Source organism: Terrabacter sp. GCM10028922, assembly GCF_042666095.1.
Classification (GTDB): domain Bacteria; phylum Actinomycetota; class Actinomycetes; order Actinomycetales; family Dermatophilaceae; genus Terrabacter.
In genome coordinates this window covers 229787-253044 of record NZ_JBHTFG010000002.1, presented here as the reverse complement: position 1 = coordinate 253044, position 23258 = coordinate 229787, and the positions used below count along the sequence as shown (strand labels likewise).

Annotated in this window: 21 protein-coding genes and 2 pseudogenes; 12 read left to right on the top strand and 11 right to left on the bottom strand. The window is 69.8% G+C overall.

The features are described from left to right. Nucleotides 1-41: 41 nt before the first annotated feature. A complete protein-coding gene (locus tag ACFQU3_RS02610) occupies nt 42-887 on the bottom strand; it encodes a pyruvate, water dikinase regulatory protein (protein ID WP_385906037.1) in 846 nt (281 codons plus the stop codon). 283 nt (nt 888-1170) lie between these two features. Here ACFQU3_RS02610 and ACFQU3_RS02605 point away from each other — a divergent pair, with 283 nt between their 5' ends. Both ACFQU3_RS02605 and ACFQU3_RS02600 read left to right on the top strand, forming a co-directional pair. After that, nucleotides 1171-1716, top strand: a complete 546-nt coding sequence (locus tag ACFQU3_RS02605) for a DUF5994 family protein (RefSeq protein WP_385906034.1) — start codon at nt 1171-1173, stop codon at nt 1714-1716. Nucleotides 1717-2079: 363 nt separating this feature from the next. Then, nucleotides 2080-2466: a hypothetical protein gene (locus ACFQU3_RS02600; RefSeq protein WP_385906031.1), complete on the top strand. Its 387-nt coding sequence runs from the start codon at nt 2080-2082 to the stop codon at nt 2464-2466. Between the two features lie 45 nt (nt 2467-2511). Here ACFQU3_RS02600 and ACFQU3_RS02595 read toward each other — a convergent pair whose 3' ends face one another. Further along, nucleotides 2512-3669, bottom strand: coding sequence for a fatty acid desaturase family protein (locus ACFQU3_RS02595; protein ID WP_385906028.1), 1158 nt, complete (start codon nt 3667-3669; stop codon nt 2512-2514). Between the two features lie 39 nt (nt 3670-3708). Next, a complete protein-coding gene (locus ACFQU3_RS02590) occupies nt 3709-4839 on the bottom strand; it encodes a ferredoxin reductase (RefSeq protein WP_385906026.1) in 1131 nt (376 codons plus the stop codon). An 86-nt stretch (nt 4840-4925) separates the two neighbouring features. On the opposite strand from ACFQU3_RS02590, the gene ACFQU3_RS02585 reads away from it, so the two are divergent. Beyond that, nucleotides 4926-6155 (top strand): PucR family transcriptional regulator, encoded by a 1230-nt coding sequence (locus ACFQU3_RS02585; RefSeq protein WP_385906023.1) that lies wholly within the window; start codon nt 4926-4928, stop codon nt 6153-6155. 78 nt (nt 6156-6233) lie between these two features. On the opposite strand, the gene ACFQU3_RS02580 is transcribed toward ACFQU3_RS02585, so the two are convergent. The 3 genes from ACFQU3_RS02580 to ACFQU3_RS02570 form a co-directional block, all read right to left on the bottom strand. After that, nucleotides 6234-7775 (bottom strand): AMP-binding protein, encoded by a 1542-nt coding sequence (locus ACFQU3_RS02580; protein ID WP_385906021.1) that lies wholly within the window; start codon nt 7773-7775, stop codon nt 6234-6236. Nucleotides 7776-7778: 3 nt separating this feature from the next. Then, on the bottom strand, nt 7779-8906 hold the full coding sequence (locus tag ACFQU3_RS02575) for a DUF5938 domain-containing protein (RefSeq protein ID WP_385906018.1): 1128 nt from the start codon (nt 8904-8906) through the stop codon (nt 7779-7781). A gap of 91 nt (nt 8907-8997) precedes the next feature. Next, nucleotides 8998-9789, bottom strand: coding sequence for an SDR family NAD(P)-dependent oxidoreductase (locus tag ACFQU3_RS02570; protein ID WP_385906015.1), 792 nt, complete (start codon nt 9787-9789; stop codon nt 8998-9000). A gap of 220 nt (nt 9790-10009) precedes the next feature. Here ACFQU3_RS02570 and ACFQU3_RS02565 point away from each other — a divergent pair, with 220 nt between their 5' ends. The 3 genes from ACFQU3_RS02565 (at nt 10010) to ACFQU3_RS02555 (ending at nt 12842) form a co-directional block, all read left to right on the top strand. Continuing rightward, a complete protein-coding gene (locus tag ACFQU3_RS02565) occupies nt 10010-10666 on the top strand; it encodes a TetR/AcrR family transcriptional regulator (protein WP_385906013.1) in 657 nt (218 codons plus the stop codon). 1 nt (nt 10667) lies between these two features. Next, nucleotides 10668-11852: a lipid-transfer protein gene (locus ACFQU3_RS02560; RefSeq protein ID WP_385906010.1), complete on the top strand. Its 1185-nt coding sequence runs from the start codon at nt 10668-10670 to the stop codon at nt 11850-11852. Nucleotides 11853-11996: 144 nt separating this feature from the next. Continuing rightward, nucleotides 11997-12842, top strand: a complete 846-nt coding sequence (locus tag ACFQU3_RS02555) for an SGNH/GDSL hydrolase family protein (protein ID WP_385906008.1) — start codon at nt 11997-11999, stop codon at nt 12840-12842. Between the two features lie 64 nt (nt 12843-12906). On the opposite strand, the gene ACFQU3_RS02550 is transcribed toward ACFQU3_RS02555, so the two are convergent. Beyond that, complete coding sequence (locus tag ACFQU3_RS02550; protein ID WP_385906005.1) at nt 12907-13695, bottom strand: HNH endonuclease family protein; 789 nt, start codon at nt 13693-13695, stop codon at nt 12907-12909. Between the two features lie 239 nt (nt 13696-13934). Beyond that, nucleotides 13935-14750, bottom strand: coding sequence for an oxidoreductase (locus ACFQU3_RS02545; RefSeq protein WP_385906002.1), 816 nt, complete (start codon nt 14748-14750; stop codon nt 13935-13937). A 247-nt stretch (nt 14751-14997) separates the two neighbouring features. Between ACFQU3_RS02545 and ACFQU3_RS02540 the strand changes: the two genes are divergently transcribed. From ACFQU3_RS02540 to ACFQU3_RS02530, 3 genes are all read left to right on the top strand, one after another. Further along, a complete protein-coding gene (locus ACFQU3_RS02540; protein ID WP_385905999.1) occupies nt 14998-15711 on the top strand; it encodes an SDR family oxidoreductase in 714 nt (237 codons plus the stop codon). A 92-nt stretch (nt 15712-15803) separates the two neighbouring features. Beyond that, nucleotides 15804-16388 carry a TetR/AcrR family transcriptional regulator gene (locus ACFQU3_RS02535; protein WP_385905996.1) on the top strand — a complete coding sequence of 195 codons (585 nt, stop codon included), beginning with the start codon at nt 15804-15806 and terminating at the stop codon, nt 16386-16388. Between the two features lie 328 nt (nt 16389-16716). Then, nucleotides 16717-16869, top strand: a complete 153-nt coding sequence (locus ACFQU3_RS02530) for a hypothetical protein (protein WP_385905994.1) — start codon at nt 16717-16719, stop codon at nt 16867-16869. 432 nt (nt 16870-17301) lie between these two features. Here ACFQU3_RS02530 and ACFQU3_RS02525 read toward each other — a convergent pair whose 3' ends face one another. The 3 genes and pseudogenes from ACFQU3_RS02525 to ACFQU3_RS02515 form a co-directional block, all read right to left on the bottom strand. Beyond that, complete coding sequence (locus ACFQU3_RS02525) at nt 17302-19590, bottom strand: FG-GAP-like repeat-containing protein (RefSeq protein WP_385905991.1); 2289 nt, start codon at nt 19588-19590, stop codon at nt 17302-17304. Between the two features lie 35 nt (nt 19591-19625). Further along, nucleotides 19626-20156: pseudogene (locus ACFQU3_RS02520) on the bottom strand (DUF2332 family protein); the annotation flags it as partial. 75 nt (nt 20157-20231) lie between these two features. Further along, nucleotides 20232-20669 carry a VOC family protein gene (locus ACFQU3_RS02515; protein ID WP_385905988.1) on the bottom strand — a complete coding sequence of 146 codons (438 nt, stop codon included), beginning with the start codon at nt 20667-20669 and terminating at the stop codon, nt 20232-20234. Nucleotides 20670-20847: 178 nt separating this feature from the next. On the opposite strand from ACFQU3_RS02515, the gene ACFQU3_RS02510 reads away from it, so the two are divergent. The 3 genes and pseudogenes from ACFQU3_RS02510 (at nt 20848) to ACFQU3_RS02500 (ending at nt 23245) form a co-directional block, all read left to right on the top strand. After that, nucleotides 20848-21777: a hypothetical protein gene (locus ACFQU3_RS02510; RefSeq protein ID WP_385905985.1), complete on the top strand. Its 930-nt coding sequence runs from the start codon at nt 20848-20850 to the stop codon at nt 21775-21777. Between the two features lie 99 nt (nt 21778-21876). Then, a pseudogene (locus tag ACFQU3_RS02505) lies at nt 21877-22314 on the top strand (serpin family protein); the annotation flags it as partial. Between the two features lie 55 nt (nt 22315-22369). After that, the gene (locus ACFQU3_RS02500; protein WP_385906598.1) at nt 22370-23245 is read left to right on the top strand and encodes a serpin family protein; all 876 of its coding nucleotides are present in this window, start codon (nt 22370-22372) and stop codon (nt 23243-23245) included. Nucleotides 23246-23258 lie beyond the last annotated feature (13 nt).

Genomic DNA, 23258 nt, shown 5'->3' with positions numbered 1-23258 from the left:
ATTCGAAATCCTGCTCCGGGAGGCGGGGCGGGCGGGCGCTGTCAGCCGACATCGTTGAGGGGTCGGCTCTGCATGATCACGGCGGCGATCTCCTCGACGGACATCGCGGAGGAGTTGACCACCGGTACGCCGTGCGTCCGGTACATCGCCTCGGCCCGCCGCAGCTCGTAGGAGCACTGGGCCAGGCTGGCGTACCGCGACCCCGGCCGCCGCTCGCCGCGCACCTGGCTGAGCCGGGCCGCCGTCGACAGCAGGCCGAAGCACTTGGCGGCATACGGACGGACGGGACGCGGCAGGTCGCTCGTGTCGAAGTCCTCCTCGACGAGCGGGTAGTTGGCGACCTTGATCCCGTGCTGGAGGGCGAGGTAGATCGACGTCGGCGTCTTGCCGCACCTCGACGGGGCGATGAGGATCAGCTGCGCCTGCTCGAGGTTGCGCATGCTCTGGCCGTCATCGTGCTCCATCGCGTACTCGACCGCGCGCATGCGCGCCTCGTAACGGCCGACGTCACCGACGCCGTGCAGCGCACCGACGTGGTGGGAGGCGTTGACGTGCAGGACGTGCTCCACCGTCGCCAGGTGCGAGCCGAAGAGGTCGATGAAGGCACATCTCGTGCGCTGCAGCTCGGCGCGCACCTCCTCGTCCGACACGGTCGAGAAGACGAGAGGGGTGACGGTCTCGGTCATCGCCGCGTCGAGCGCGACCACGACCTCTCGGGCCCGCTCCACCGTCGTGATGAACGGGATCTTGCGGCGCGTGAACGTCACCGTCGGGAACTGCTGCAGCATCATGTTGCCGAGCGTCTCGGCGGAGATGCCGGTGCCACCCGCGAGGAAGAAGGTGGGCGTCGGCGAGGGTGCGCTCGCAGGCGTCGTCGTTGATGCCACGACACGCACTCTGGCACACCCGCCTGGGATACTCGATCCCGTCGTGCCCCGCATGTGACCCAGGACTCAGCGGACTCTCACCACGCGAGACCCGGGCCCAGCGCCGGACGGCGGAATGGAGGCGTACGCTGAAATCGAGACGCGACCATCCGACCTCGGAAGCTCACGTCGGCAGAGGCAGAGGATCCGACCCTTGCGCGGCGTCGACCTCACAGGCGGGAAGTGACGAGCGAGCCGCGGTCCACCCATCGCCCTGCGCTCCCGAGGAGCCGCTGTGAACGCCATGCCTCTGTCCCCTACCCTGACCGAACTGACCGACCCCACCCGGTCCGGCGACGACACCGCTCCCGACCGCGACGTCCCGTCCCTGCCGTCGGACCTCGGCACTCGTCTCGTTCTCTCGCCACGTCCGGGCGTCGCCGCATCCGACGGCGCATGGTGGCCGCGCACGCTCGACCTGCTCGTGGAGGTGCCCCTGCTCGACGCGGCGGTGCACGAGCTCACCCGAGCCCGCATCGCGCGCCTCAGCTACGAACGCTCCACCTGGGAAGCCGCGCCCCGCAAGGTCCGCACCCCGCTCGGCATCACGCACCTGGGCTGGTTCGACAACAGCCGCCGCCCGCACCATGTCCTGCTCTCGATGAGCAGCTATGTCCGGCTCGTGCTCACCCTCATCCCGCCTGACCTGGACGAGGACTCCGCGCGCGGGATGCTCGACTCCGCCGGCGCGGGGGCAGACGCCGAGCTGCTCCGGTCGGAGGCGCGCGGGGCCGGTGACCGGTGGGCCGACGACGGCGGGACGAAGCAGGCAGCCCACCGTCGCAGGTGAGGGTGCGTTCTGGTTGCGCAGCGAAAGACGCGGTCGGCGACACACGTTCTTCACCACCGGTTCGCCGACTGTTCCTTTCCCGGGTCTAGCGTTGCGGTAAGGGCCGTCCACCGCGCCGGCCGGGGCCGTCCGGCGCGAGACAGCCACCCGCGCACCTGCGAGGTAGCCATGGCGCATCAAGCAGATCGGTCTTCCCTGGGGGTCGGGAGACACCTGACGTCCGACGACGGCGCATGCCTCATGGAGCTGGTGTCCGTGGCCGCCGGGGAGCCGTGGTGCGACCATCCGGCGTGCACCCACCCGCTGCTGTCGCATGTTGCCCGCCGCGTCAACGATGCGACCTCGGATCATCGGCGAGCGGACTTGGCGCGCTTCATCCCGGCGCTGACCCGGGCGAGCTCCGACGACCCCCTCGCCTTCGCCCGTGTCGCGGCCTCGTGCACCCAGGTCGCCATGGAGGACGACCCGTCGGCCCTGCTCGGTGCCCTGCACGCCGCCGCAGTCCGCAGGGCCGGGTCGGACGACAGGAGGCGACACACGCTCTACGTCCACGGCACGGCGTTCCGGAGCGTCGATCTCGCGGTCCTCGCCGTCCTGGGACGTCCGGAGGCCGTGGCCGACCTGGCGTTGCGACGAATGCTCAGCACCTCGCTCCGGGCCGTCCAGGGTCCGCAGCTCTCCCCTGCCGGTCAGGGCCTACTCGAGCACCCGAGCGGGCAGGCGCGCACGCCTGCCCGCGTCGGTCGCTGACACGCCACCGGCAGCCCTCAGGACGAACGTCCGGAGGGCCAGACGTCAGGCGGCGATGCGCTCGGCGACCGGCTCAGCGGCGTCGGGCGCAAGGGCCACCTTGCCGCGACGCGGGAAGTCGTTGGGCAGCGAGAGGCGGAAGACCTTCTTCCACGCCGAGGCGACCTGGCGCGGTAGCGAGCCCGTCGTGTACGTGAGGCCGTACTTCTCGAAGAGCGCCTGCACCTGCGGAGCGATCTGCTGGTAGCGGTTGCTCGGCAGGTCGGGGAAGAGGTGGTGCTCGATCTGGAAGCTGAGGTTGCCGGTCATGAAGTGCATGGCCTTGCTGCCGCTGATGTTGGCCGAGCCGAGCATCTGGCGCAGGTACCACTCGCCGCGGGTCTCCCCCACGATGGACTTCCGCTCGAAGGTCTCGACGCCTTCGGGGAAGTGGCCGCACATGATGACCGAGTGGGTCCAGAGGTTGCGGATGAGGTTGGCCGTCGCGTTGGCGCCAAGCGTGCTGAGGAAGGACGGGCCGGACAGCAGCGGGTGGATGACGTAGTCCTTCGTCATCTGGTTGCGGATCTTCTTCAGGGTGACCTTGGCGCGAGCGCGGAAGTCGGGGTCCTGACGGCGCTCCTTGGTCGCGAGGTTCTTGCCGAGCTCGAGGTCGTAGGCCGCGATGCCGTACTCGAAGAAGCAGGCGTTGACGAAGTTCCACAGTGGCTGCGCGGCGTAGAGCGGGACCCAGCGCTGGTCCTCGTCGACGCGCATGATGCCGTAGCCGAGGTCGTTGTCCTTGCCGATGACGTTCGTGTACGTGTGGTGCAGCTCGTTGTGCGAGTGCTTCCACTGCTCGGAGGGGCTCGCGTTGTCCCACTCCCACGTGGTCGAGTGGATCTTCGGGTCACGCATCCAGTCCCACTGGCCGTGCATGACGTTGTGACCGATCTCCATGTTCTCGATGATCTTGGCGACCGCGAGCCCGGCGGTGCCGACGATCCACGCGGGCGGGAACATCGAGACGAGCAGGACGGCTCGGCTGGCGAGCTCGAGCTTGCGCTGTGCGGCGATGACCTTGCGGATGTAGGCCGCATCGTCGGCGCCGCGCGTGTCGAGGACCGACTGGCGGATGGCGTCGAGCTCGATGCCGATCTGCTCGATGTCCTCGGGCGTGAGGTGGCCGATGGGGTTGTGGGTCTTCTTCTGCAGGACGGTCATGGTGACTCCTCTGGTCGCGGGGTCCGTGGGTCATGGAGGTCAGTGGTCGATGACGCAGGCGCCGGCAGCTGCCGAGACGCAGGTCTGGATGGGCACGCCGCGTCCTTCGGTCTCGCCGGGGGTGGCCGTCGTGACGGCTCCGGTGCGCAGGTCGCGCACGGCCCCTTCGCGCAGCGGCAGCACGCACCCGAAGCAGATGCCCATGCGGCACCCCGAGGGCATGAGCACGCCGGCAGCCTCGGCGGCGTCGAGGATGGGCGTGCCACCGTCGGCCGCGACGGTGGTGCCTGAGCCGGAGAAGTCGACCGTGCCCCCCTCGCCCACCACCAGGGTGGTGGCGCGGAACTGCTCGGTCAGCAGCGGCAGCCCTCGCGCCTGGTGGTGGCTCTGGAGCGCATCGAGCAGGCCGCCCGGCCCACACGCGAGCGTCTGGCGCTCGTGCAGGTCGGGGACGAGCTTCTCGAGGTGCTCGACGTCGAGCACGCCGTGCTCGTCGTCGTAGCGCGCGACGAGCCGGATGAGGCCGGCCGCGTCCAGCGCGCGGAGGTTGTCGATGAAGATCGAGTGCGGCTCGCTGGGGGCCACGTGCACGACCACGATGTCGTATGCCGCCGAGCGCGGTAGGCGGACGACGCCGCCGTCGGCGACCGGGAAGAGGTTGCGCAGCATGCCGATGACCGGTGTCACGCCCGATCCGGCCGTGACGAACAGGAACTTGCCGCCGTCGGTCGGCAGCACGAACTCGCCCTGGGCCTGCTCGAGGTGCACGAGGGTGCCGGGCCGGGACTCGCGGACGAGGTGCGTGCTCACGAGGCCGTCGGGCACGGCCTTGACGGTGATCGAGATGTGGCCGTCGGCGCGCGGGCCGTGGGTCAGGGAGTAGGCCCGCCACTGACGGACACCGTCGACGTCGACGCCGATGCGCACGTACTGTCCGGGCACGTGACCGGCCCAGTCGGCGCCGGGACGGATGACGATGGTCGCGGCGTCGGCGGTCTCGGCGTGGACCTCGAGGATGCGGCCGCGCAGGTCGGCCCCGGGACGCAGCGGGTCGAAGAGGTCGAGGTAGTCGGCCGGCAGCAGCGGCGAGGTCGCGCGCTCGGCCAGCTGGACCAGACGTCGACGCAACGACGGGCGGGCGGCTCGGGTCGAGGGTGCGGTCAGGCTCATGTCTCCAGCATGACTGAGGGGAGGGAGTAGTATCCTGACCGCTGGGCGTGAAATGTCCGGAAACTTTTGTTCGGAGGAGACAGTCCATGGCCGGAGTGGCCGGCAGTCCCGCGTTCCGGGCCGCCGCCCTGCAGCTGGACCACTCGGTGCTGCGGGTCCTGCGCGAGCGGCTCCCCGCCATCGCGACGACCACGGTCGCGGCCGTCGTCGACGAGGTTCCCGACTACCGGGGCGCGTTGGGTGGGTCGGCGGGCGGCACGATCGAACGGGCCGTGCAGATGGCCATCGCCGGCTTCCTCAAGCTCGCCGGCGGGGGCAGCGACGTCGACCCGAGCACCCCTCTGGGGCCCACCCGCGAAGGGGCCTACGCCCTTGGCCGCGGCGAGGCGCGCGGCGGGCGGTCCATGGACAGCCTGCTCGCGGCATACCGGGTGGGCGCCCGTGTGGCGTGGCGCGAGCTGGCCCAGGCTGCCGCTGAGGCCGGACTGCCCGCCACGACGATGGCGAAGTTCGCCGAGCTGCTCTTCGCATACATCGACGAGCTGTCCGCGGCCAGCGTGGCCGGCCACACCGACGAGCTGACGACGAGCGGCCGGGTGCGCGACCGCTACCGCGAACGTCTCGGGCAGCACCTGCTCGCCAGGGCAGGCGCCGACGTGCTGACCGCGGCCGCAGCCCGCTCCGAGTGGATTCCACCGACCACGTTGACCGCCGTGCTGCTCCCCGCCGCCCAGGCACGTCGCGCGCTGGCATCGCTCGGGGCAGACACGCTGCAGGTCGGCGAGGACCTGCAGGGGATCCCGGACGCCGACCCCGACCACCCGCTCACCCTCCTGCTGGTGCCGGACGCCGACGGACCCGGGCGGCGCCACCTCCTGCGCGTGCTCGGCGGCCGCCATGCCGTGGTCGGCCCATCCCGTCCGTGGGTCGAGGCCCGGGCGTCCTACGACCGGGCGGTGCGCACGCTGGCGCTGAAGGGTCCCTCAGCCAGTGGCACCCCGGTGGACAGCGAGCAACACCTTGCCGACCTCGTGCTGACGGCCGACCCTGATGCGCTGGCCGATCTTCGGGCCGAGGTCCTCGCGCCCCTGGATGACCTGTCGCCGGCCACCCGGGAACGGCTCGCCGCGACGCTGCTGTCGTGGCTGCTGCACCAGGGGCGCCGGAACGAGGTAGCCGCCGACCTGCACATCCACGCCCAGACCGTGCGGTACCGGATGGGCCAGCTGCGTGAGCTCTTCGGCGACAGCCTCAGCGACCCAGCACTCGTGCGAGCGCTCGTGCTCGCGCTGCCTGCCGGCTCCCCGAGGGTCTGACGCGACGCCTGGCGCCTTCCGGGCGCGGAGCCGCGTGGGCGGCGGACAGCGCCGGCGGCCAGGGAACAAGGCCCGCGGTCAGTCGGTCTCGGCCAGGCAGGTGCGGATGTCGGCCTTGAGGACCTTGCCGACCTTCGACCTGGGCAGGTCGGTCCACACATGCACCGCCTTGGGGGCCTTGACCGACCCGACCCGTTCCTTGACGAACCCGATCAGGCCGTCCGGGTCGACCGTGCGCCCGGGCAGCGGCTGCACGACGGCCTCGACCCGTTCGCCCCACTTCTCGTCGGCGATGCCGATGACGGCACAGTCCTGGATGTCCGGGTGCTGCATCAGGGCCTGCTCGACCTCCGTCGAGTAGACGTTGTAGCCACCGGTGATGATCATGTCCTTGGCCCGGTCGACGACGAACAGGTAGCCGTGCTCGTCGAGGTAGCCGACGTCACCGGTGTGGTGCCAGCCGTGCAACGAGACCTCTTGTGTCGCAGCAGGGTTCTTGTAGTAGCCCGGAGTGACCAGTGACGAGCGGACGACTATCTCGCCCCGCTCCCCTCTCCCCAGGAGCCTGCCGTCGAGGTCCATGATGCCGACCGTGACGAGCGGTGCCGGGCGGCCCGCTGACGACAGTCGCTCGGTCGCCACGGACCCGTCGGCCCTGAAGTGGTCCTTCGGCGGCAGCATCGAGATCATCATGGGCGCCTCGGTCTGCCCGAAGAGCTGCGCCATGACAGGTCCGATCCGCGTCAGCGCCTCGTCGAGCCGCGCAGCCGACATCGGGGCCGCGCCGTACCACAGGCACTGCAGCGAGGAGAGATCCGTCGCGTCGAGCGCCTCGTGCCCAAGGACCATGTAGATCAGGGTGGGTGGCAGGAACGTGTGCGTCACGGCGTGCCGCTCGACGTGCCGCAGGAAGCCTCCGACGTCGGGGGCTCGCATGATGACGATCTCGCCGCCGAGGCAGAGGATCGGGAAGCACAGCACTCCGGCTGCGTGCGTGAGCGGCGCAAGGGCGAGGTAGACCGGCCGGCCGTCGAACGGATACCCCATCAGCGTCAGCGCGGTCATCGTCTCGAGGTTCGTCCCCGTGAGCATGACGCCCTTCGGCCGCCCGGTCGTGCCCCCGGTGCCCACGATCATGGCGAGGTCGTCGACCGGGTCACGCTCGACGTCGAGCCGCGCACCCCGGGCCAGGAACTGCTCCCAGCCGATCGCAAGGTCACTGTCACCACCGCCGTCGAGGCACACCCACGTGTGGATCTTGCTGAGAACAGGCCTGATCCGCTGCACCAGTGGCTCGAACGACGCCTGGTAGATGAGGACGGAGCAGTCGAACAGCTCGAGCAGCTCGGCGTTCTCGCTCGCCTCGTTGCGCGGGTTGATCGGACACCAGATCGCACCGGCGCGGCTGATCCCGAAGACACAGGTGAACGCGATCGGGTCGTTGGCCGACAGGACCGCCACCTTGTCGCCCGGGCCGACGCCGCTGCCGGCCAGAGCGGCGGCGACGTCGACGGACAGACGCTGCACGGCGGCATACGTCATCGTCTCGCCGTCGGTCGTCAGGCACGGCGCGTCGGGTCGGAGCGACGCGCCCTTGTCGAGAAAGTCGACGATGCGCACTGCTCAGCGCTCGACGGTGAGGACCGGCTCCATGACGAGGCCGAACGATCGGAGGACGCCCAGGAGCTCCCGGTGGCCGAACGCCTGGCAGCCGGAGGCGAAGCCGACGCGCCGGGGCGGTTGCTGCAGAAGGGAGTACGCGGCATACGCCTGGAGGAGTCCGGTCTGCTTGTAGTTGCTGTTGCCGTGGATGACGCAGTGCGCCCTGCCGAGGGGGCCCGACGCGTGCACCGAGTCGAGGGACTTGTTGAGGCGGGGGTTCTCGCGCGGCGGCATCTGGTTCATGACCTGCGCGGCGGTGGCGTCGAGCGCCGCGTACTTCGCGTCGGTGTCCATGTCCTTGGTCGCCTCGAGCGCCGCCGCGACGATCTGTGGCACGCCCAGCATGAGCGGCTTGTTGAAGACGCCGCCGAGGGCGCGGACGTTGGCGACGCGGGGGTCGTTCCGGAACCAGACCGGGTGCGACGTGCCGCCCCACGGCAACGCCAGGGCGAGCTCGTGCTGGCCCGGGATGGACAGCTGGTAGAGGCCGGCCTCGGGGTCCCACGGCTGGTAGGTGTTCTGCTCGAGGTAGTGAGCGGTCGACATCGCCGCGTTGACGAGGATCGTCTGGGTCGAGGCGATCGTCGGGCTCCCGCCCCAGAAGACGGCGATGTCGAGCGTGTCGAGACCCGGCTGTTCGAGGCAGACCTGGGCGGCGATCTCCCCGGTCGTGTACATCTGAGCGACACCCGGTGCGAGCAGCAGCCCGGCCGCGGCGAAGTCGGCGCCGTACTTCTCGTCGCAGGTGATCATCCAGTCCTGCTCGCCGGTGGTGTCGAGGTAGTGCACGCCCGCGGCGAGGCAGGCCTCGACGACCTCGGGGCCGTAGCGCGCGAACGGGCCGACCGTGTTGCACACGGCCGACGCGCCGGAGAAGAGCTTGGCCAGTGCGTCGACCGTGTGCTCGGTCGTCGCGACCTCGTACTGTGCCGTCTCGATGCCGGCGACGTTGCGCTCCATCGCGGACCCGAGCCTTTCCTCGTCGCGGCCGGCGGCGAGGAAGGGGACGTTGAACTCGCGGAGGTACTCGCAGACGAGGCGACCGGTGTAACCGGAGGCGCCGTAGACGATGACGGGCTTGTCGCTCATGACAGGGCCTTTCGCTGGGGCGGGGTGTGGCTGGAGGTGGAGGTGCGTGTCGTCGATGAGGTATGCCGCGTGCGTCGTCGCGCTGCCCGGCTCACATCCCCATCCCGCCGTCGACGGGCAGGCCGGCGCCGGTGATGAACTTCGCGGCGTCGGAGGAGAGGAAGACGACGGCGTCGGCCATGTCGTCGACCTGGCCGAGCCGGCCCGACGGGGTCAGGCCGACGACGGCCTCGACGGCGGCCTCGGGCGACGGGAAGAGGCCGAGCTGCGCGACGTCGTTGGCCAGGCCGGCGCCCATGGCGGTCGGGACGAGCCCGGGATAGATGCAGTTGACGCGGACGCCGTAGCCGAGCTTGCCCGACTCCATGGCGGCGACCCGGGTGAGGCGGTCGACGCCGGACTTCGTGGCCGAGTAGACGGCGATGCCCGGAAAGGCGATGGTCGCGGCGACGGAGGCGACGTTGGTGATGCTGCCGCCCTTGCCGGCCGCACCTCCGGGACGCATGGTGCGCAGGCCGTGCTTGAGGCCGAGAGTGGTTCCGAGGAGGTTCACCTCGAGCATGCGGCGTACGTCGTCCGCGCTCACCTCGGTGAGGAGGCTGGTGATCTCGATGCCGGCGTTGTTGACGAGGATGTCCAGGCCGCCGAGCTGCTCGACGGTCTGCGTGACTGCGCCCTCCCAGCTCGCGTCGTCGGTCACGTCGAGCCGGACGAAGCCGTGACCGTCGCCGAGCGCGGCGGCGGTGTCGGAGCCCGACTCCTGCACGTCACCGATCATGACCCGGGCTCCGGCCGCGGCAAGCGCCGCCGCCATGCCCTCTCCGAGCCCCTGGGCTCCTCCGGTGACGAGGGCCGTTCGGCCGGTGAGGTCGATCGAGGTCATGGCGGGCTCCTTTGCCAGCAGGGGCGACCCGGCGTGAGCGGGTCGAGGTGTGGCTCAGCGTCGACCCGCGTCTTGACACTTGTCAAGACTCTTCTTGACATCTGTCCGGAAAATCCTTGACACTCGTCCAGAGCGACCTCGGTGCGACGTCCCATGTCCTCGGGCTGGTGGTCGTTAGGCTCCGAGGGATCCGCTCCCCGACCGCGCGAAGGAGGACCTCATGACCCAGGGCGCCACCAAGCAGGCCGGCTCGCGAGCCGGCCGACCGGAGCTCGACCGCTTCGACCGTGCCGGCGTCGACAAGTTCGAGACCCGTCGTGCGCAGCTCGCCGACGCCGCACTCGCGACCCTCGGTGAGCTCGGCTACGCCCGCACCAGCCTGCGGGAGATCGCGCAGAAGACCGACTTCTCGCACGGCGTCCTGCACTACTACTTCCGCGACAAGAACGAGCTGATCACCTACTGCGTGCGTCGCTACAAGGAGCACTGCGTCACCCGCTACGACGAGATCGTGGCCACCGCCCTCGACGCACCGGCCCTCACGGAGCAGTTCGCCGACACCCTCGTGGCCACGATGCTCGAGGACACGGCGATGCACCGTCTCTGGTACGACCTGCGTGCCCAGGCGATGTTCGAGCAGCCGCTGCAGCCGACGGTCAACGATCTCGACCGCCAGCTCGAGGAGATGATCTGGCGGGTCGTCGCACGGCACGCGGAGCTCGCGGACACCACGCCCGCGGTGCTCCAGGCCACGGCATACAGCGTCTTCGACGGCCTCTTCGAGAACTGCCTGATGCGTCACCTCGCCGGCGACGCCGGGGCGGCTGATCGGCTGCGAACCGAGTCGGCCTGGCTGCTGCCCCGGCTGATGGGCTGACGTGGACGCCGTCGTCGCAGGAGTCGGGATGGTGCCCTTCACGACGCCGCGCCTGAGCGAGCCCTACGACGTCATGGCGGAAGGCGCCGTACGCGCCGCGCTCGCCGACGCGGGGATCGTCCTGGAGGACGTGCAGCAGGCGTACGCCAGCTATGTCTACGGCGACTCGACGTCCGGGCAACGGGCTCTGTACCGCGTGGGGGTCACCGGGATCCCGATCATCAACGTCAACAACAACTGCTCGTCAGGCTCCTCGGCGCTTTTCCTTGCACGACAGGCAGTTTCGAGTGGCGCGGCTGAGTGCGTGCTGGCGTTCGGCTTCGAGCAGATGCAGCGTGGGGCGCTGCGCTCACAGTGGGACGACCGTCCCGACCCGCTCGGTCGCTTCGCCGCCGTGGCGCACGAGGCGCAGGGGGCTCATGAGGGCGTACCCGTCGCGGCACAGTACTTCGGCGGCGCCGGTCGGCACTACGCCGATCGTTACGGGACGTCGCCCGAGACGTTCGCCGCGATCTCGGTGAAGTCGCGACGCCACGCCGCCGACGACCCGTATGCCGTCTTTCGCGAACCGGTCACGGTCGAGCAGGTACTCGGCTCCGGTGACGTCTTCGGGCCGTTGACTCGCCTGCAGTGCTGTCCCCCGAGCTGCGGCGCGGCGGCGGTCGTCGTCGCCTCCCGCCCGTTCGCTGCCCGGCACGCCGGACGGAGCGGCGGCCCGGCCGTGGGCATCCGAGCCCAGGCGATGACGACTGATTCGGAGTCCTCCTTCGACCCGAGCGACCTCACGCGCCTCGTCGGCTACGACATGACCGCACGCGCGGCCACGAGCGTCTACGAACAGTCGGGTGTCGACCCCCTCGACGTGCCCGTCGTCGAGCTGCACGACTGCTTCACCGCCAACGAGCTGATCACCTACGAGGCGCTCGGGCTCACCCCGGAGGGCACGGCGGAGCGGTTCGTCGTCCAGGGTGACAACACGTACGGTGGCCGCGTCGTCACCAACCCCTCCGGCGGCCTGCTGTCCAAGGGCCACCCGCTCGGAGCGACCGGACTCGCGCAGTGCGCCGAGCTGGTGTGGCAGCTGCGGGGGCAGGCCGGCCGCCGTCAGGTCGAGGGCGCGCGCGTCGCGCTCCAGCACAACATCGGCCTCGGTGGAGCCGCCGTCGTGACGCTCTACGAACGCTGACCCTCCATCGACGGCCAGGGCACGTCGATGCTGTGCTACCCCCGACGGCTGAATTACGTACCGATCTACGTACCTTCCACGATGTTGCGATGCCGCCGCCCGACGACTCTGGTACCAGAGATCCGGCAGCGACGAGGTGAACGCATGGACGAGTACCAGGCAGTGCGGCCCGGCGACGGGTCGCCACCGACGCCGCAGCACGGTGCCCGCGACTACATCCGGTTCGCCGCGCTGGGCGACTCGGCCTCGTGCGGCGTGGGAGACCCGGCGCCCGACGGGTGGCGCGGCTGGGCCCGGATCCTCGCTGACGCGATCGCGTCTGACCACTACGTCTCCTTCTGCAAGCTCGCTGTCCCCGGGGCCACGGTGGCCGATGTCCGGCGCGTGCAGCTCCCCCACGCGCTTGACCACCGCCCTGTTCTGGCCTCGCTGGTCGTCGGCCTCAACGACACGTTTCGATCCGCGTGGGACCCCGAGCAGATCCGCCGGGACCTGCTGCACTGTGCGGGTGAGCTGGCCCGCCAGGGCGCTCTTGTGATCACCGTGCGGTTCCACGACCACACCCGTGTCCTGGGCCTGCCAGAGCTGCTGGCCCGCCCGGTGCGGCGCCGGATCCAGGTCCTCAACGAGATCTACGACGAGGTGCACGAGACGTACGGCGTGCTGCGGCTCGACCTGGCCGCCCACCCGGCGATCTACTCCCGTGCGGTCTGGGCCACCGACCGGCAGCACCCATCCGAGCTGGGCCACCGGCGGCTCGCACGGCTCGTCGGTGAGCTGCTCATCCAGGAGGGCCTCACGTTCAGCCCTCCGTCGTTGACCTGCACCGGCGACCCACCGAGCCGCAGAGACGTGGTGCGCACCCTGGTCGCGGATGTTGCCCCCTGGATCGCACGCCGTGTCCGCGACCTCGCCCCCTGGTTCGTCCGCGAGGTGACCCGCCGCACCCGAGGCTTCCTCCCCGGACCAACCAGCGGCGGACCGCGCTGACACCACGCGCTGCAGGTTCGGCCATGGCCAAGCACCGGGTCAGGACCTCCACGGACGGCGCGGCTCAGAGCAGCGGGGCGGGGACGGCGCTGCCGGTCGCCGTCGGCAGGGACTGGCCCGGGCAGGAGGCGAGGACGTTGGCGACCGCGACCTTCTCGGCGGCCGTCATCCACAGGTCGTACTTGGCCTTCACTGCGACCTGTCGGGCGACGTACGCGCACCGGAACGTCCTGTTCGGCGGCAACCACGTCGCGGCGTCACCGTCGCCCTTGGACATGTTGGCGCGCCCGGCTGCCGCCAGGAGGTTGAGGGGGTCGTTGGCGAGCTCCCGGCGCCGGGTGGCGGTCAGCTTCTGCGCGCCCTTCTGCCAGGCGTCGGAGAGCGCGACGACGTGGTCGACCTGCACGGCGCTCGAGGTGCGAAGCCCGCGCACGAACAGGATTCGGGTTCCGGTGTACGGGTCGGCGAGCACACCTGAGGCAGGGACGCAGCCGCGGGTCCGCGGCTTGAGCACCACGCGCTGCAGGTCCCGGCGCAGCACGTCCGAGCGGGTGTCGCAGCCGTTGTGCCCGCCGTCGAGCGTCACGTCGTCGCTCCACGCCGGGCCGAACTGGCTGCGGGCGTAGCGCGTCTTCGGGGCGCGGCCCTTCACCGGCAGGCTCGCCAGCGCTGAAAGAGCGGGACCCGTGCGTTCGGTCCCGGCCTTGACGTCGGTGCTGTTCGTGCGGGCGGCGTCCACCGACGTGATGACCCGCGTGCCCGGCTGGATGACACCGCCCGGGCCGCACGCGCCGGCGCCGAGGACGGCGCTCAGGGCGACGAGGAGGACGGCGGTGGGGGCGCGACGGGACACGGGGCTCCTGATGGCTCGGGGCGCCGCCCGGGACGTGGCGACACCTTCACTGAGGGCCGAGCGGCTCTGCCTGCACGAAGGGCGCGATGCCCGCCCCAGCAGGCTCGCTCAACCGCTTCCCAGATGGCTGCGGTGCTCGCCGTGGGCCACCGTAGCGCCCCATGGTCACCCCCGAACGCCCGGCCCGTGGGCCCCGGAGCACACGGATCGCGTTCTGGGTGTGGTGTGCGGGACCGGGGTCAGCCGGCGAGCCGGTTGATCTTGCGGATCTGCTTGTCGAAGACACGTGCTGGGGCGAAGCGGCGCAGGACGCTCACGCGACCGGCCGTGACGCCGGCGGGATATCGGAGCTTCGGCTTGGTGTCCATGACCGCCGCCACGATGACCTTCGCCACGGTGACCGGGTCGTCACCGTCCTTGATCGAGTCCGCCATCACCTCGGCGAACGTCTGCCGCTGCTGTGCGTACGCCGGCAGAAGCACGGCGGGACGCACCATGGCGCCGTCGAACGAGGTCGAGGTCGGCCCGGGCTCGACGAGCACCACGCGTACGCCGTGCTCGCGCACCTCGTGGTCCACCGACTCCGAGTAGCCCTCGAGCGCGTGCTTGGACGCGACGTACGTCGCCATGTGCGGCTGCGGGACGAGCCCGGCGATGGACGAGACGTTCACGATGCGCCCCCGACCCCGGGCGCGCATGTGCGGCAGGACGGCCTTCATCATCCGGACCACCCCGAGGACGTTGACGTCGATCACCTTCTGGTCCTGTGCGACCGTGAGCTCCTCGGCGGCACCTGCGGAGCCGATGCCGGCGTTGTTGACCAGAACGTCCAGCCGGCCGAACTGCCCCAGCACGTGCTCGACCGCCGCGGCCACGGAGGCGTCACTCGAGACGTCGAGGTCCACGAAGGTCAGGCCATCGCTCCCAGTGAGCTTCGATGCGTCGCGGCTCGTGCCGACCACCTGGTAGCCGGCGTCGACGAGGCGGAGGGCGACCTCCTTGCCGATGCCCGACGAGGCGCCGGTCACGAGTGCCACTGGCTGCTGCGTTGTCATGGTGAGCTCCTTGAACCGTTTTGCCTGCTGGTCATAATATTACGTTCGTCAGACCATAGGGTACGGTGAGTCGAAGAACAAGTGGAGCCGCCCAGCAAGTGGAGAGCTGTCCCGCGCCGTCGCCGACCATGAGCTCTCTGACGAGCTGCTAGAGCAAGGCCTCGGCAACGCCCTCGGCGTCCTCGCCGACCACCTCAACCGACCTGCACACCCCTACCCCCGACGCAGCAACCCAACAGGAGATCAGATGACCCAGCTAGCCGCACGGACCGTAGTCGTCACCGGAGCCAACCGGGGTCTCGGACGCGAGTTCGTCCACCAGCTCCTCGAGCGAGGCGTGACCACGGTGTACGCCGCCGCCCGGGACCCGAAGACCATCGACGCGACCGACCCGCGCGTCGTACCGCTCCAGCTCGACGTCACAGACCCCGACTCGGTGGCGCGAGCGGCGGAGCTCGCCGACGGCGTCAGCGTCGTGGTGAACAATGCCGGCATCTTGACGGCTGCATCCGTCGTGGGTGACGACACCTCACAGCTGCGCCGCGAGCTCGAGGTGAACCTCTTCGGTCCGCTCGCAGTCACCTCCGCCTTCGCCGACAGTGTGACCGAGCGCTCCGGTGTGGTCGTCAACGTCGCGTCCGCGCTCTCCTGGATCGCGCTCGGCGGCAGCTACAGCGTCTCGAAGGCTGCGTTGTGGAGTGCCACCGACTCGATGCGGCTCCAGCTCCGCCCGCGCGGAGTACAGGTCGTCGGTGTCTACATGGGGTACGTCGACACGGACATGGCCGCCGGCGTCGAGGCTGCCAAGACCAGTCCCGCGGACGTCGTCCGTCAGGTGCTCGACGGCATCGAGTCCGGTGCCTCCGAGATCCTGGCCGACGACCTGGCTCGCGACGTGCGCGCCAGTCTCAGCCAGCCGGTGGGTGCGCGCTACGCGGCGTACCTGCCCGAAGCGGTCTGAGTACGCCCGGAGCGGTGGACGCCGTTCTATGTCGATCGCCATACAATCGTCCGCGGCAGGCGCTGGGACTGCCGGCAACCCGGAGGTGCCACGTGGCCAGGTACGGCAAGGAGCACAAGGAGGCGACGCGGCAGCGGATCATCGAGACCGCCGGCCGGCGCTTCAAGAAGGACGGGCTCGACAGGTCCGGCGTCGCGACCTTGATGGCCGACGCCGGCCTCACCAACGGAGCCTTCTACGCCCACTTCGACTCCAAGGACGATCTCGTCGCGACGGTCGTCGGGGACCAGCTCCGCCGACAGGCGTCGGAGTTCGGCACGCTGCCGGGCGGCCGAGCCGGACTCGAGGTCTTCGTGCGCGAGTACCTGTCCCCCGCACACCGGGACCACCCCGACGTCGGCTGCCCGTCGGCAGCACTGCTCGACGAGGTGGGGCGGTGCACGGGAGCGACCAAGAAGGCGTACACCGCCGGCGCCAAGGCGATCCTGGACGAGATCGGCACGCGGCTGGCTCCGGAGGATCCGGAGTCGGCACGCGGCACTGCACTCATGCTGTTCACGATGCTTGTCGGGTCGATGCAGCTGGCCCGGGCGCTGTCCGACAAGAAGCTGTCGAACGCCGTCCTCGAGGAGGGCATCCGGAGCGCGCAGGCGATTCTCGACGCCGGGACGACATAGAGGCGGGGGCGGCAGCCACGTCCGGAAAAGCCGCATCGCGCGTATGCAGCGTGCCAATGACCCAACGGAGCGGACAGCGTCCCGCGTGATCACACCGGAGTAACCTCAGCGCTTTGGATCGAATGGGCACGCGACGATTCGTGGCCTGGCCCTCGTCGTTCAACTGTTCACGCTGGCCCTGCTTGCCCCAGCCCTGTTGATCGCGCCGGTCGCCATCTTTGGCGCAGTCGTCTTCGGCCCACTGGCTGAGGTGCCCGCAGCTACGGCGCCAGTACGTACAGCTCACCCAAGACCGGAAGGATTCCGCGCCGGCGTCTATCGTCATGCCGTGGGCATGGCATTCGTGGGCGGCGGCCTTCTCCTGGCGGGCCTGTACGCGTTGGCCGGTGGCGCCGTGATGACCGCCGCCATCGCTGGACTCGCCGGACTGGTGCTGATGGTCTGGGGTGCACTCGGTTTCGCTCGCTCGGAAGACGACTGAACCCGACGTGCCGCGCTGGGGGCCGAGCGCGTCCTCGTCGTCGGGCTCGTGCCCTCGACCCGGCGCCTGCTCAGGGAGGCGCGACGTTCAGAGCGAGGGTCGGTGGAGCTCCTCGCGGTTGCGACCTTCGCAGACCCAGTGCCGTGTCGCCGGCTGCTCCAGCGCCCACGCGATCGCTTCATCCCGGATCGCCGTCGAGCCCAACGTCGCTCATCAGCCCATCATGCTTCTGCTTGCCGTCCGCCGGGAGCGCCAAGTCAAAATGTCCGCTGCTGCGCGTTGAGGGGCGGCGGCGCGTCCGACTTTGCCCCTGCGCGAGCGGTCGTGTCGATGAGCGCGGACTGGGTCAGGCGACGCTCGCGAGCCAGCGCTCAGAAATCCATCGCTCACCGGCCATCACCAACTGCAGCGCAGGGAGTCTGAGGGCTGGCCTCAGACGAAGCTGCCGAAGCCCGTGGAGACCAGGATCCGGCTCGAGAGTCCGCCCTTGCCGGTGCCCTTGAAGACGTAGAGGTAGCCGTTCGTGGCCAATGCCAGCAGGTCCTTGCGGCCGTCGCCCGTGAAGTCCCCCATGCCGGCGAGCTGGGCGAACGCATTCCAGCCCTTGCTGGTGCCGATCTGCTTCCGGTAGCGGAATCCTCCCAACCCGTTGCCGGCATAGAGCCAGAGGGTCCCGTCGCTCCGGCGGGCCACGAGGTCGTTGCGGCGGTCGCCGTCGAGGTCCCCGGCCCCGACGACGGCGGTGGAGGACTGCCACCCGCTGCCGATCTTCTTCGGCCCCCAGAAGCGCGCCCAGTCCCTGTTGGCCCAGAGGTACATGTCGCCGTTGTCGGCGACGGTCAGCACATCCGCCTTGGCGTTGCCGTTGAAGTCACCCGGCGTCACGATCTGCCGGTACGTCGTGAACGTCGAGGCAGAGATCGAGTTGAGCGGGACGAGCCGGTTGCCGTTGTAGGCCCACCACGACTCGTCCTCGCCGGTGTAGGCGACCGAGAGGACGTTGCCGCCGAAGAAGTTCTCGGCCGGCTTCGCCATGACGGGCAGCAGCGCGCGCACGTCACCGAGGCCGGAGCGGACCTTGGTGCCGCCGCTGATGCCACCGATGCCGTTGCCGCGGTAGATGTAGGCGACATTGCCCCGGGTCACACCGATGATGTCGGCGCGGCCGTCGTTGCTGACGTCACCGGTGATGAAGAGCCGCTGCCGCGGACGTGGTGTTGCCTTGGCGACACGCGCCGGGCCGAGGCCGGCGGCGTTCCGTGCGCGCACGGCGAAGCTGTATGCGGTGTTGTTCGTCAGACCGGGCACGGTGAGGGTGTGGGTTGTCCCGCCGACCGTGTACGTCTTGCGTCCCGGCGACACGGTGATGGTGTACCCGGTGACCGCGCTGTTGCCGTCGTCGCCAGGAGAGTCCCAGTGCACACGAGCCGACCTGTCGAGGGGCGTCGCCCCGATCCATGAAGGGGCCGTCGGTGCAGCGATGATGGTGAGATCGAGTGCCGCGATGTCGAGGGTGTGCGTTGCCGGGCATGAGCGGCTGCACGTCAGCACACCGTCGCGGCGGTATTCGCTGTAGTTGTCCGCCTTGTCGCGCAGCACGACCGCATCGACGTACCACGTACCGGTGCTCACGCTCGGGACGCGGACCGACGCGACCCCGGTGCCCGTCGCCGTGGCCGCGAGTTCCCACCAGTAGGGACTCTGTGCGACGTTCGTCCAGCGGTACTGGATGGTGACGGTGTCGAGTGCCTCGTCGGTAGCCGTGTACATGATCGTCCCGGTCGAACCGCTCGTCGAGGGCCGCTGCGCATAGGCGATGCCGGCGAGCACGGGCGACTCGACGTCGACGGCGGAGCCCGTCACCGTGATGGTCGTCGCCTTGAACGGAAGCGTGTGCGACGCGGGGCCGGCAGCACTTCCCTGGGGCCCCACCTCGACGGCGCCGGAGGCCCGGTACGTCGCGAAGTTGCCGGGCAGGTCCAGGGCGTAGATCGAGTCGAGCCAGTACGGCCCGTTCGGCACCGACGTCGGGACCACCCCAACCACGGAGCCGTATGCCGCCGCGTCGCCGGTGAGGCGGAAGGCGTAGCTCCCGTTGGTGAAGACGGCATGGGTCACCGACCCCACTGACGCCACCGGCGGATGCGCCTCGTCGAGCCCGAGGTCGAGGCGCGCGACCTGCCCGACGGGGACGGTCGGTGCGGCGAGCGAGACGGATGTCACGAGCGGCGCGTCCGCGTCGGGCGTCGAGCCCGTCACGACCAGCGTGACGGCGAACGAGAGCGAGTGCGTCGCGTCGGGGCAGTCGGGAGTGCACGACATCCCGTTGGCTCGGTACAGGGTGCGATTGCCGGACTCGTCGGTGACGGTCAGGTAGTAGAGCCTGGTGGACACGTTGGCCAGCCCGTCGGGAACGGTCGTCGACGCGGCGCCGGTCAACGGCAGCTGGTCACCGAAGTCCCACTCCGTCCGGCGGCCCGCCCCGTCGACGAAGGACGCGACGATCGACACGCTCGATGAGGTGTCCGTGGCCGAGTACGAGATCGTGACGGGATCGCCGGGCGTGACGCTGGCCGGCGAGGTGAATGAGATGGAGTCGAGCCGAGGCGAGACCTCGTCGACGGCCCACGCGGCCGGCGCCGTTGCCGCGGTGGTGGTGGCCGCGATTCCCACGGCAGTGAGCGCTGCCAACCGGATGCGAGCCTTGGCGTGCGAAAACACAAGCCCCCCTGTCGGATCTACAAAACGAGCGCAGCCTAAGGCCTGGCGAGGTCGAAAGGACGGATGTGCAGAAATCCCATGCCGATCTCGGGTCGGCTGTCCGCGCGGATCTGGCGGAGCAAACAGCCCACGTCTTTGGAGACGGGCCGGCTACGCCGATCGGGTCCGGTCGCCGTAACCGCCGGGAGCGCGCGCGGACGCTCATCGGTGACCCAGTGCAGGCGCGGATCAGTCAGCAGGTCTCGCATCAGGGCGGCGAACAGTTCACGCCCGGGCACGTCGAGGTAGGCGATCACGGCGGAGAGGAACACGAGCAGCCTGCCATCGTCGGGCAATGCGGTCAGCGCCTCGGCCGCCAGGCCGGGCAGCTCCTGCAGCAGGTCGCCCCGCCGGAGCTCGGGCGGCTCGCGGCGCGCGATGTCCAAGGCCTCCTCGAGCCGCGCCCGGCGGTCCTCGTGCTCGGGCCAGACCAGCGCCAGAAGCCAGCGGCACGTCTCGGGGTCAGCGGCGTCGAGGGGATTCAGGTCGATGCCGCCTCGCCATCTGACGTCTGGGACGTCGGCGAGGCCGTGCCAGCGGGCGGCGGCGAAGCCTGCCGTGACCTGTCGATCGGCAGGTTCAGACCCGGTATGCCGCCCGGCTCAGCTCGCTTTGAGCTCCTGGGCGAGCATCACGATGATGCCGCTGGGACCGCGGACATACGTCAGCTTGTAGACGTCCCTGTACGTGGCCACCCCGCGCAGCGGGTGGCATCCGTGCCTCGCGGCGATCTCGAGGGCTTCGTCGATGTCGTCGACCGAGAAGGCGACTCGGTGCATGCCGATCTCGTTGGGCCGGGTGGGCGTCGTTTCGATGGCGCTGGGGTGGATGTACTCGAAGAGCTCGAGGCGACCGTGGCCGTCCGGCGTCTGGAGCATGGCGATGTTGGCGTGGTTGCCGTCGAGGCCCACGGCGGTGTCGGTCCACTCGCCACTCACAGTGTCTCGACCGAGGAGGGTCAGCCCGAGATCGGTGAAGAAGGCGATCGTGGCTTCGAGGTCGTGCACGGCGATGCCGACGTTCTCGAGTTTGATGGGCATGCGTTGCACGCTACCGAAGCGACGTGGCGCGGTTGGACCTGAGCCGTCGTCCATCGAGTCCGAACGCCGCGTGAGCGCTTGGAGCACGTCGGGATGATGCTGCCGGCCCGCTGTCGACCTCCGCGGGTAGGCTCCGAGCACGGGGGAAGAGGTCTCCCGACGACGACAGGGGAACCTCGTGAGGACACGACTGCGCACCACCGCCGCTTCGATCGCACTGACACTCGCCTCGACGCTCGGCGTCGTCGCCGCAACCCCGGCCACGGCGGCCGATCCGGTCGGGTTCGCCGAGGTCACCAGTTGCGCTGACCCGAAGCTCGACCCGTTCGACAACTGGACGGGCCACACGCTGGGCGCATACAAGGACACCAACTGGGTGCCCCAAGGCATGACGTATGACGCGACCGGCGACTACCTCTACGTCTCGATGTACCACCGGGACGCGCTCGAGGTGCCGCGCGTCGTCGTCTACCGGCGTTCGAACTCAGCCTGGGTCAAGACGATCGAGCTGAGCGGCGTTCCCAAGACCGGGCACGTCGGTGGTCTCACCATCGGTCGGGGCAACCTCTACGTCGCCGACAGCACCGGCGGTGCGCGGATCTACCGCATTCCGATCGATCGGGTTCGAGCCGTTCCCGCGGGCACTCGTCGACCCGTGAGCTATGCGGCCCGCTACACCCTGAACAACCTGACGCGGGCCTCCTACGTCGACTACTACGGCGGAAGCCTCTTCGTCGGCGACTTCTACTCCAACGTCATGCGCCGATACCCCACCACCAGCGCCGGTTACGTGACGCTGACGCCGAATGCGTCCTACAGCACCCCGACGATCGTCCAGGGCGTGCAGGTCACCGGAAGCCACTTCGTCTTCAGCCGCTCGTGGGGTCGGGACCAGCTGAGCAAGGTGACGGCGCAGGTGCGTTCCACGGGCGCGCGCTCCAGCCACAACACCCTTCCGATGATGGAGGGGATCGTGTGGGCGCCGAGCTCGGCGGGGTCGTCGGTCAACCGTCTCTACTCCGTCTTCGAGTCGACGTCGAAGGAGTACGCCGACTCCAACTGCCGCACCCACGCGATCTGGAGCGCCTCCAGCGGCTACATCCTCTGAGGTGCGTGGCGATCCTGTCACCGGCCGATCAGTGTCACCTGAGGACTCGCAAGCCCATCATCGTGCAACGCTCGGCGTGGCTGTCGTGTCTCATAGGGCATGAGCGGCGATGCCCCACCAGCCTTCGTGGCTGCCGAGAACGGCCCCTGTGCGCGTCCGACGAGCGTCGTCGCACGACGGGCCGTCCTGCGCCTGGCCGTCCTGACCGCCATCGCCTCGTCGCTGGCGGCGTGTGGTGACGGCGGCCGTGCTCGAGACCCGGGCGACGTCGAGCTGGTCAAGTCCGACCTCGCCCGGTCGACGGGGAGACCGGACGCCATCCCACAGGTCGTCGACGCGCTACATGGCCTCGCCGGCGGCCTGTACGGCCAGCTCGCGACGAAGCAGGGCAACCTGGTTCTGTCGCCGTACTCGGTCGCGGTGGCTCTCGGCATGACGCTGCCGGGCGCGGCCGGCCGTACGGCCAGCGAGATCCGCCACGTGCTCGGTGTACGAGACGATGCCCTGTTCCACAGCGGTCTCAACGCCTTGACGGCATACCTCGAAGGGTTGGCCGGGACCCAGCACCGCGCCGACGGAAACCGGCGCCGAGCTGGCACTGGAGGGCGCGAACCAGCTCTACGGACAGCAGGGCGTCGCGTGGGAGCGGGACTTCCTCGACCTTCTTGCGCGCGAGTACGGGGCGGGCCTGCGGACCGTCGACTACCAGGACGCGCCGGAGAAGGCCCGAGCGGTGATCAACGCCTGGGTTGCAGACCGCACGCACGACCGAATCCCGGAGCTGATTCCGGCCGGGGTTCTGGACACGCTGACTCGCCTCGTCCTGGTCGACGCGCTCTACCTCAAGGCGCCCTGGGAGCACCCGTTCGAGAAGTCATCGACCAGCTCTATGCCGTTCCACCGCTCAGACGGCAGCACGATCAAGGTCGACACGATGCAGCAGCCTCTGCTGGCGACCGCGATGACCCGGGGCAAGGGGTGGCGGGCCGCACAGCTGCCCTACGCCGGTCGCTCGGTCGCCATGACGCTGGTCCTGCCGGACCCGGGGCGGCTGCGCCAGGTGGAGCAACAGGTGACCTCGGGTGGCTTGGCCGAGGTGCCGGCCGTCGGACGGGACGTGATCCTCGACGTTCGATTGCCGAGATGGACGTTCCGGAGCCAATCGGCACTGAACGACGCCCTGCAGCAGCTGGGGATGCGGACGGCCTTCGACCCCGAGGCCGCCGACTTCCGCCCCATGACCGAGGAGGACCTGGACCTGTATGTCAGCGCAGTCCTGCACGAGGGCTTCGTCGCAGTCGACGAGGATGGCACGGAGGCCGCGGCCGCGACAGCAGTGGTGATCTCCTCGACCTCGGCCCCCGTCACCGAGCCGTTCCACGTCGACCGGCCGTTCCTGTTCCTCGTTCATGACCTCAAGCACGGCACGCCGCTGTTTCTGGGAAGAGTCGATGATCCGAGCGAATGACTGCTCGCCGGTT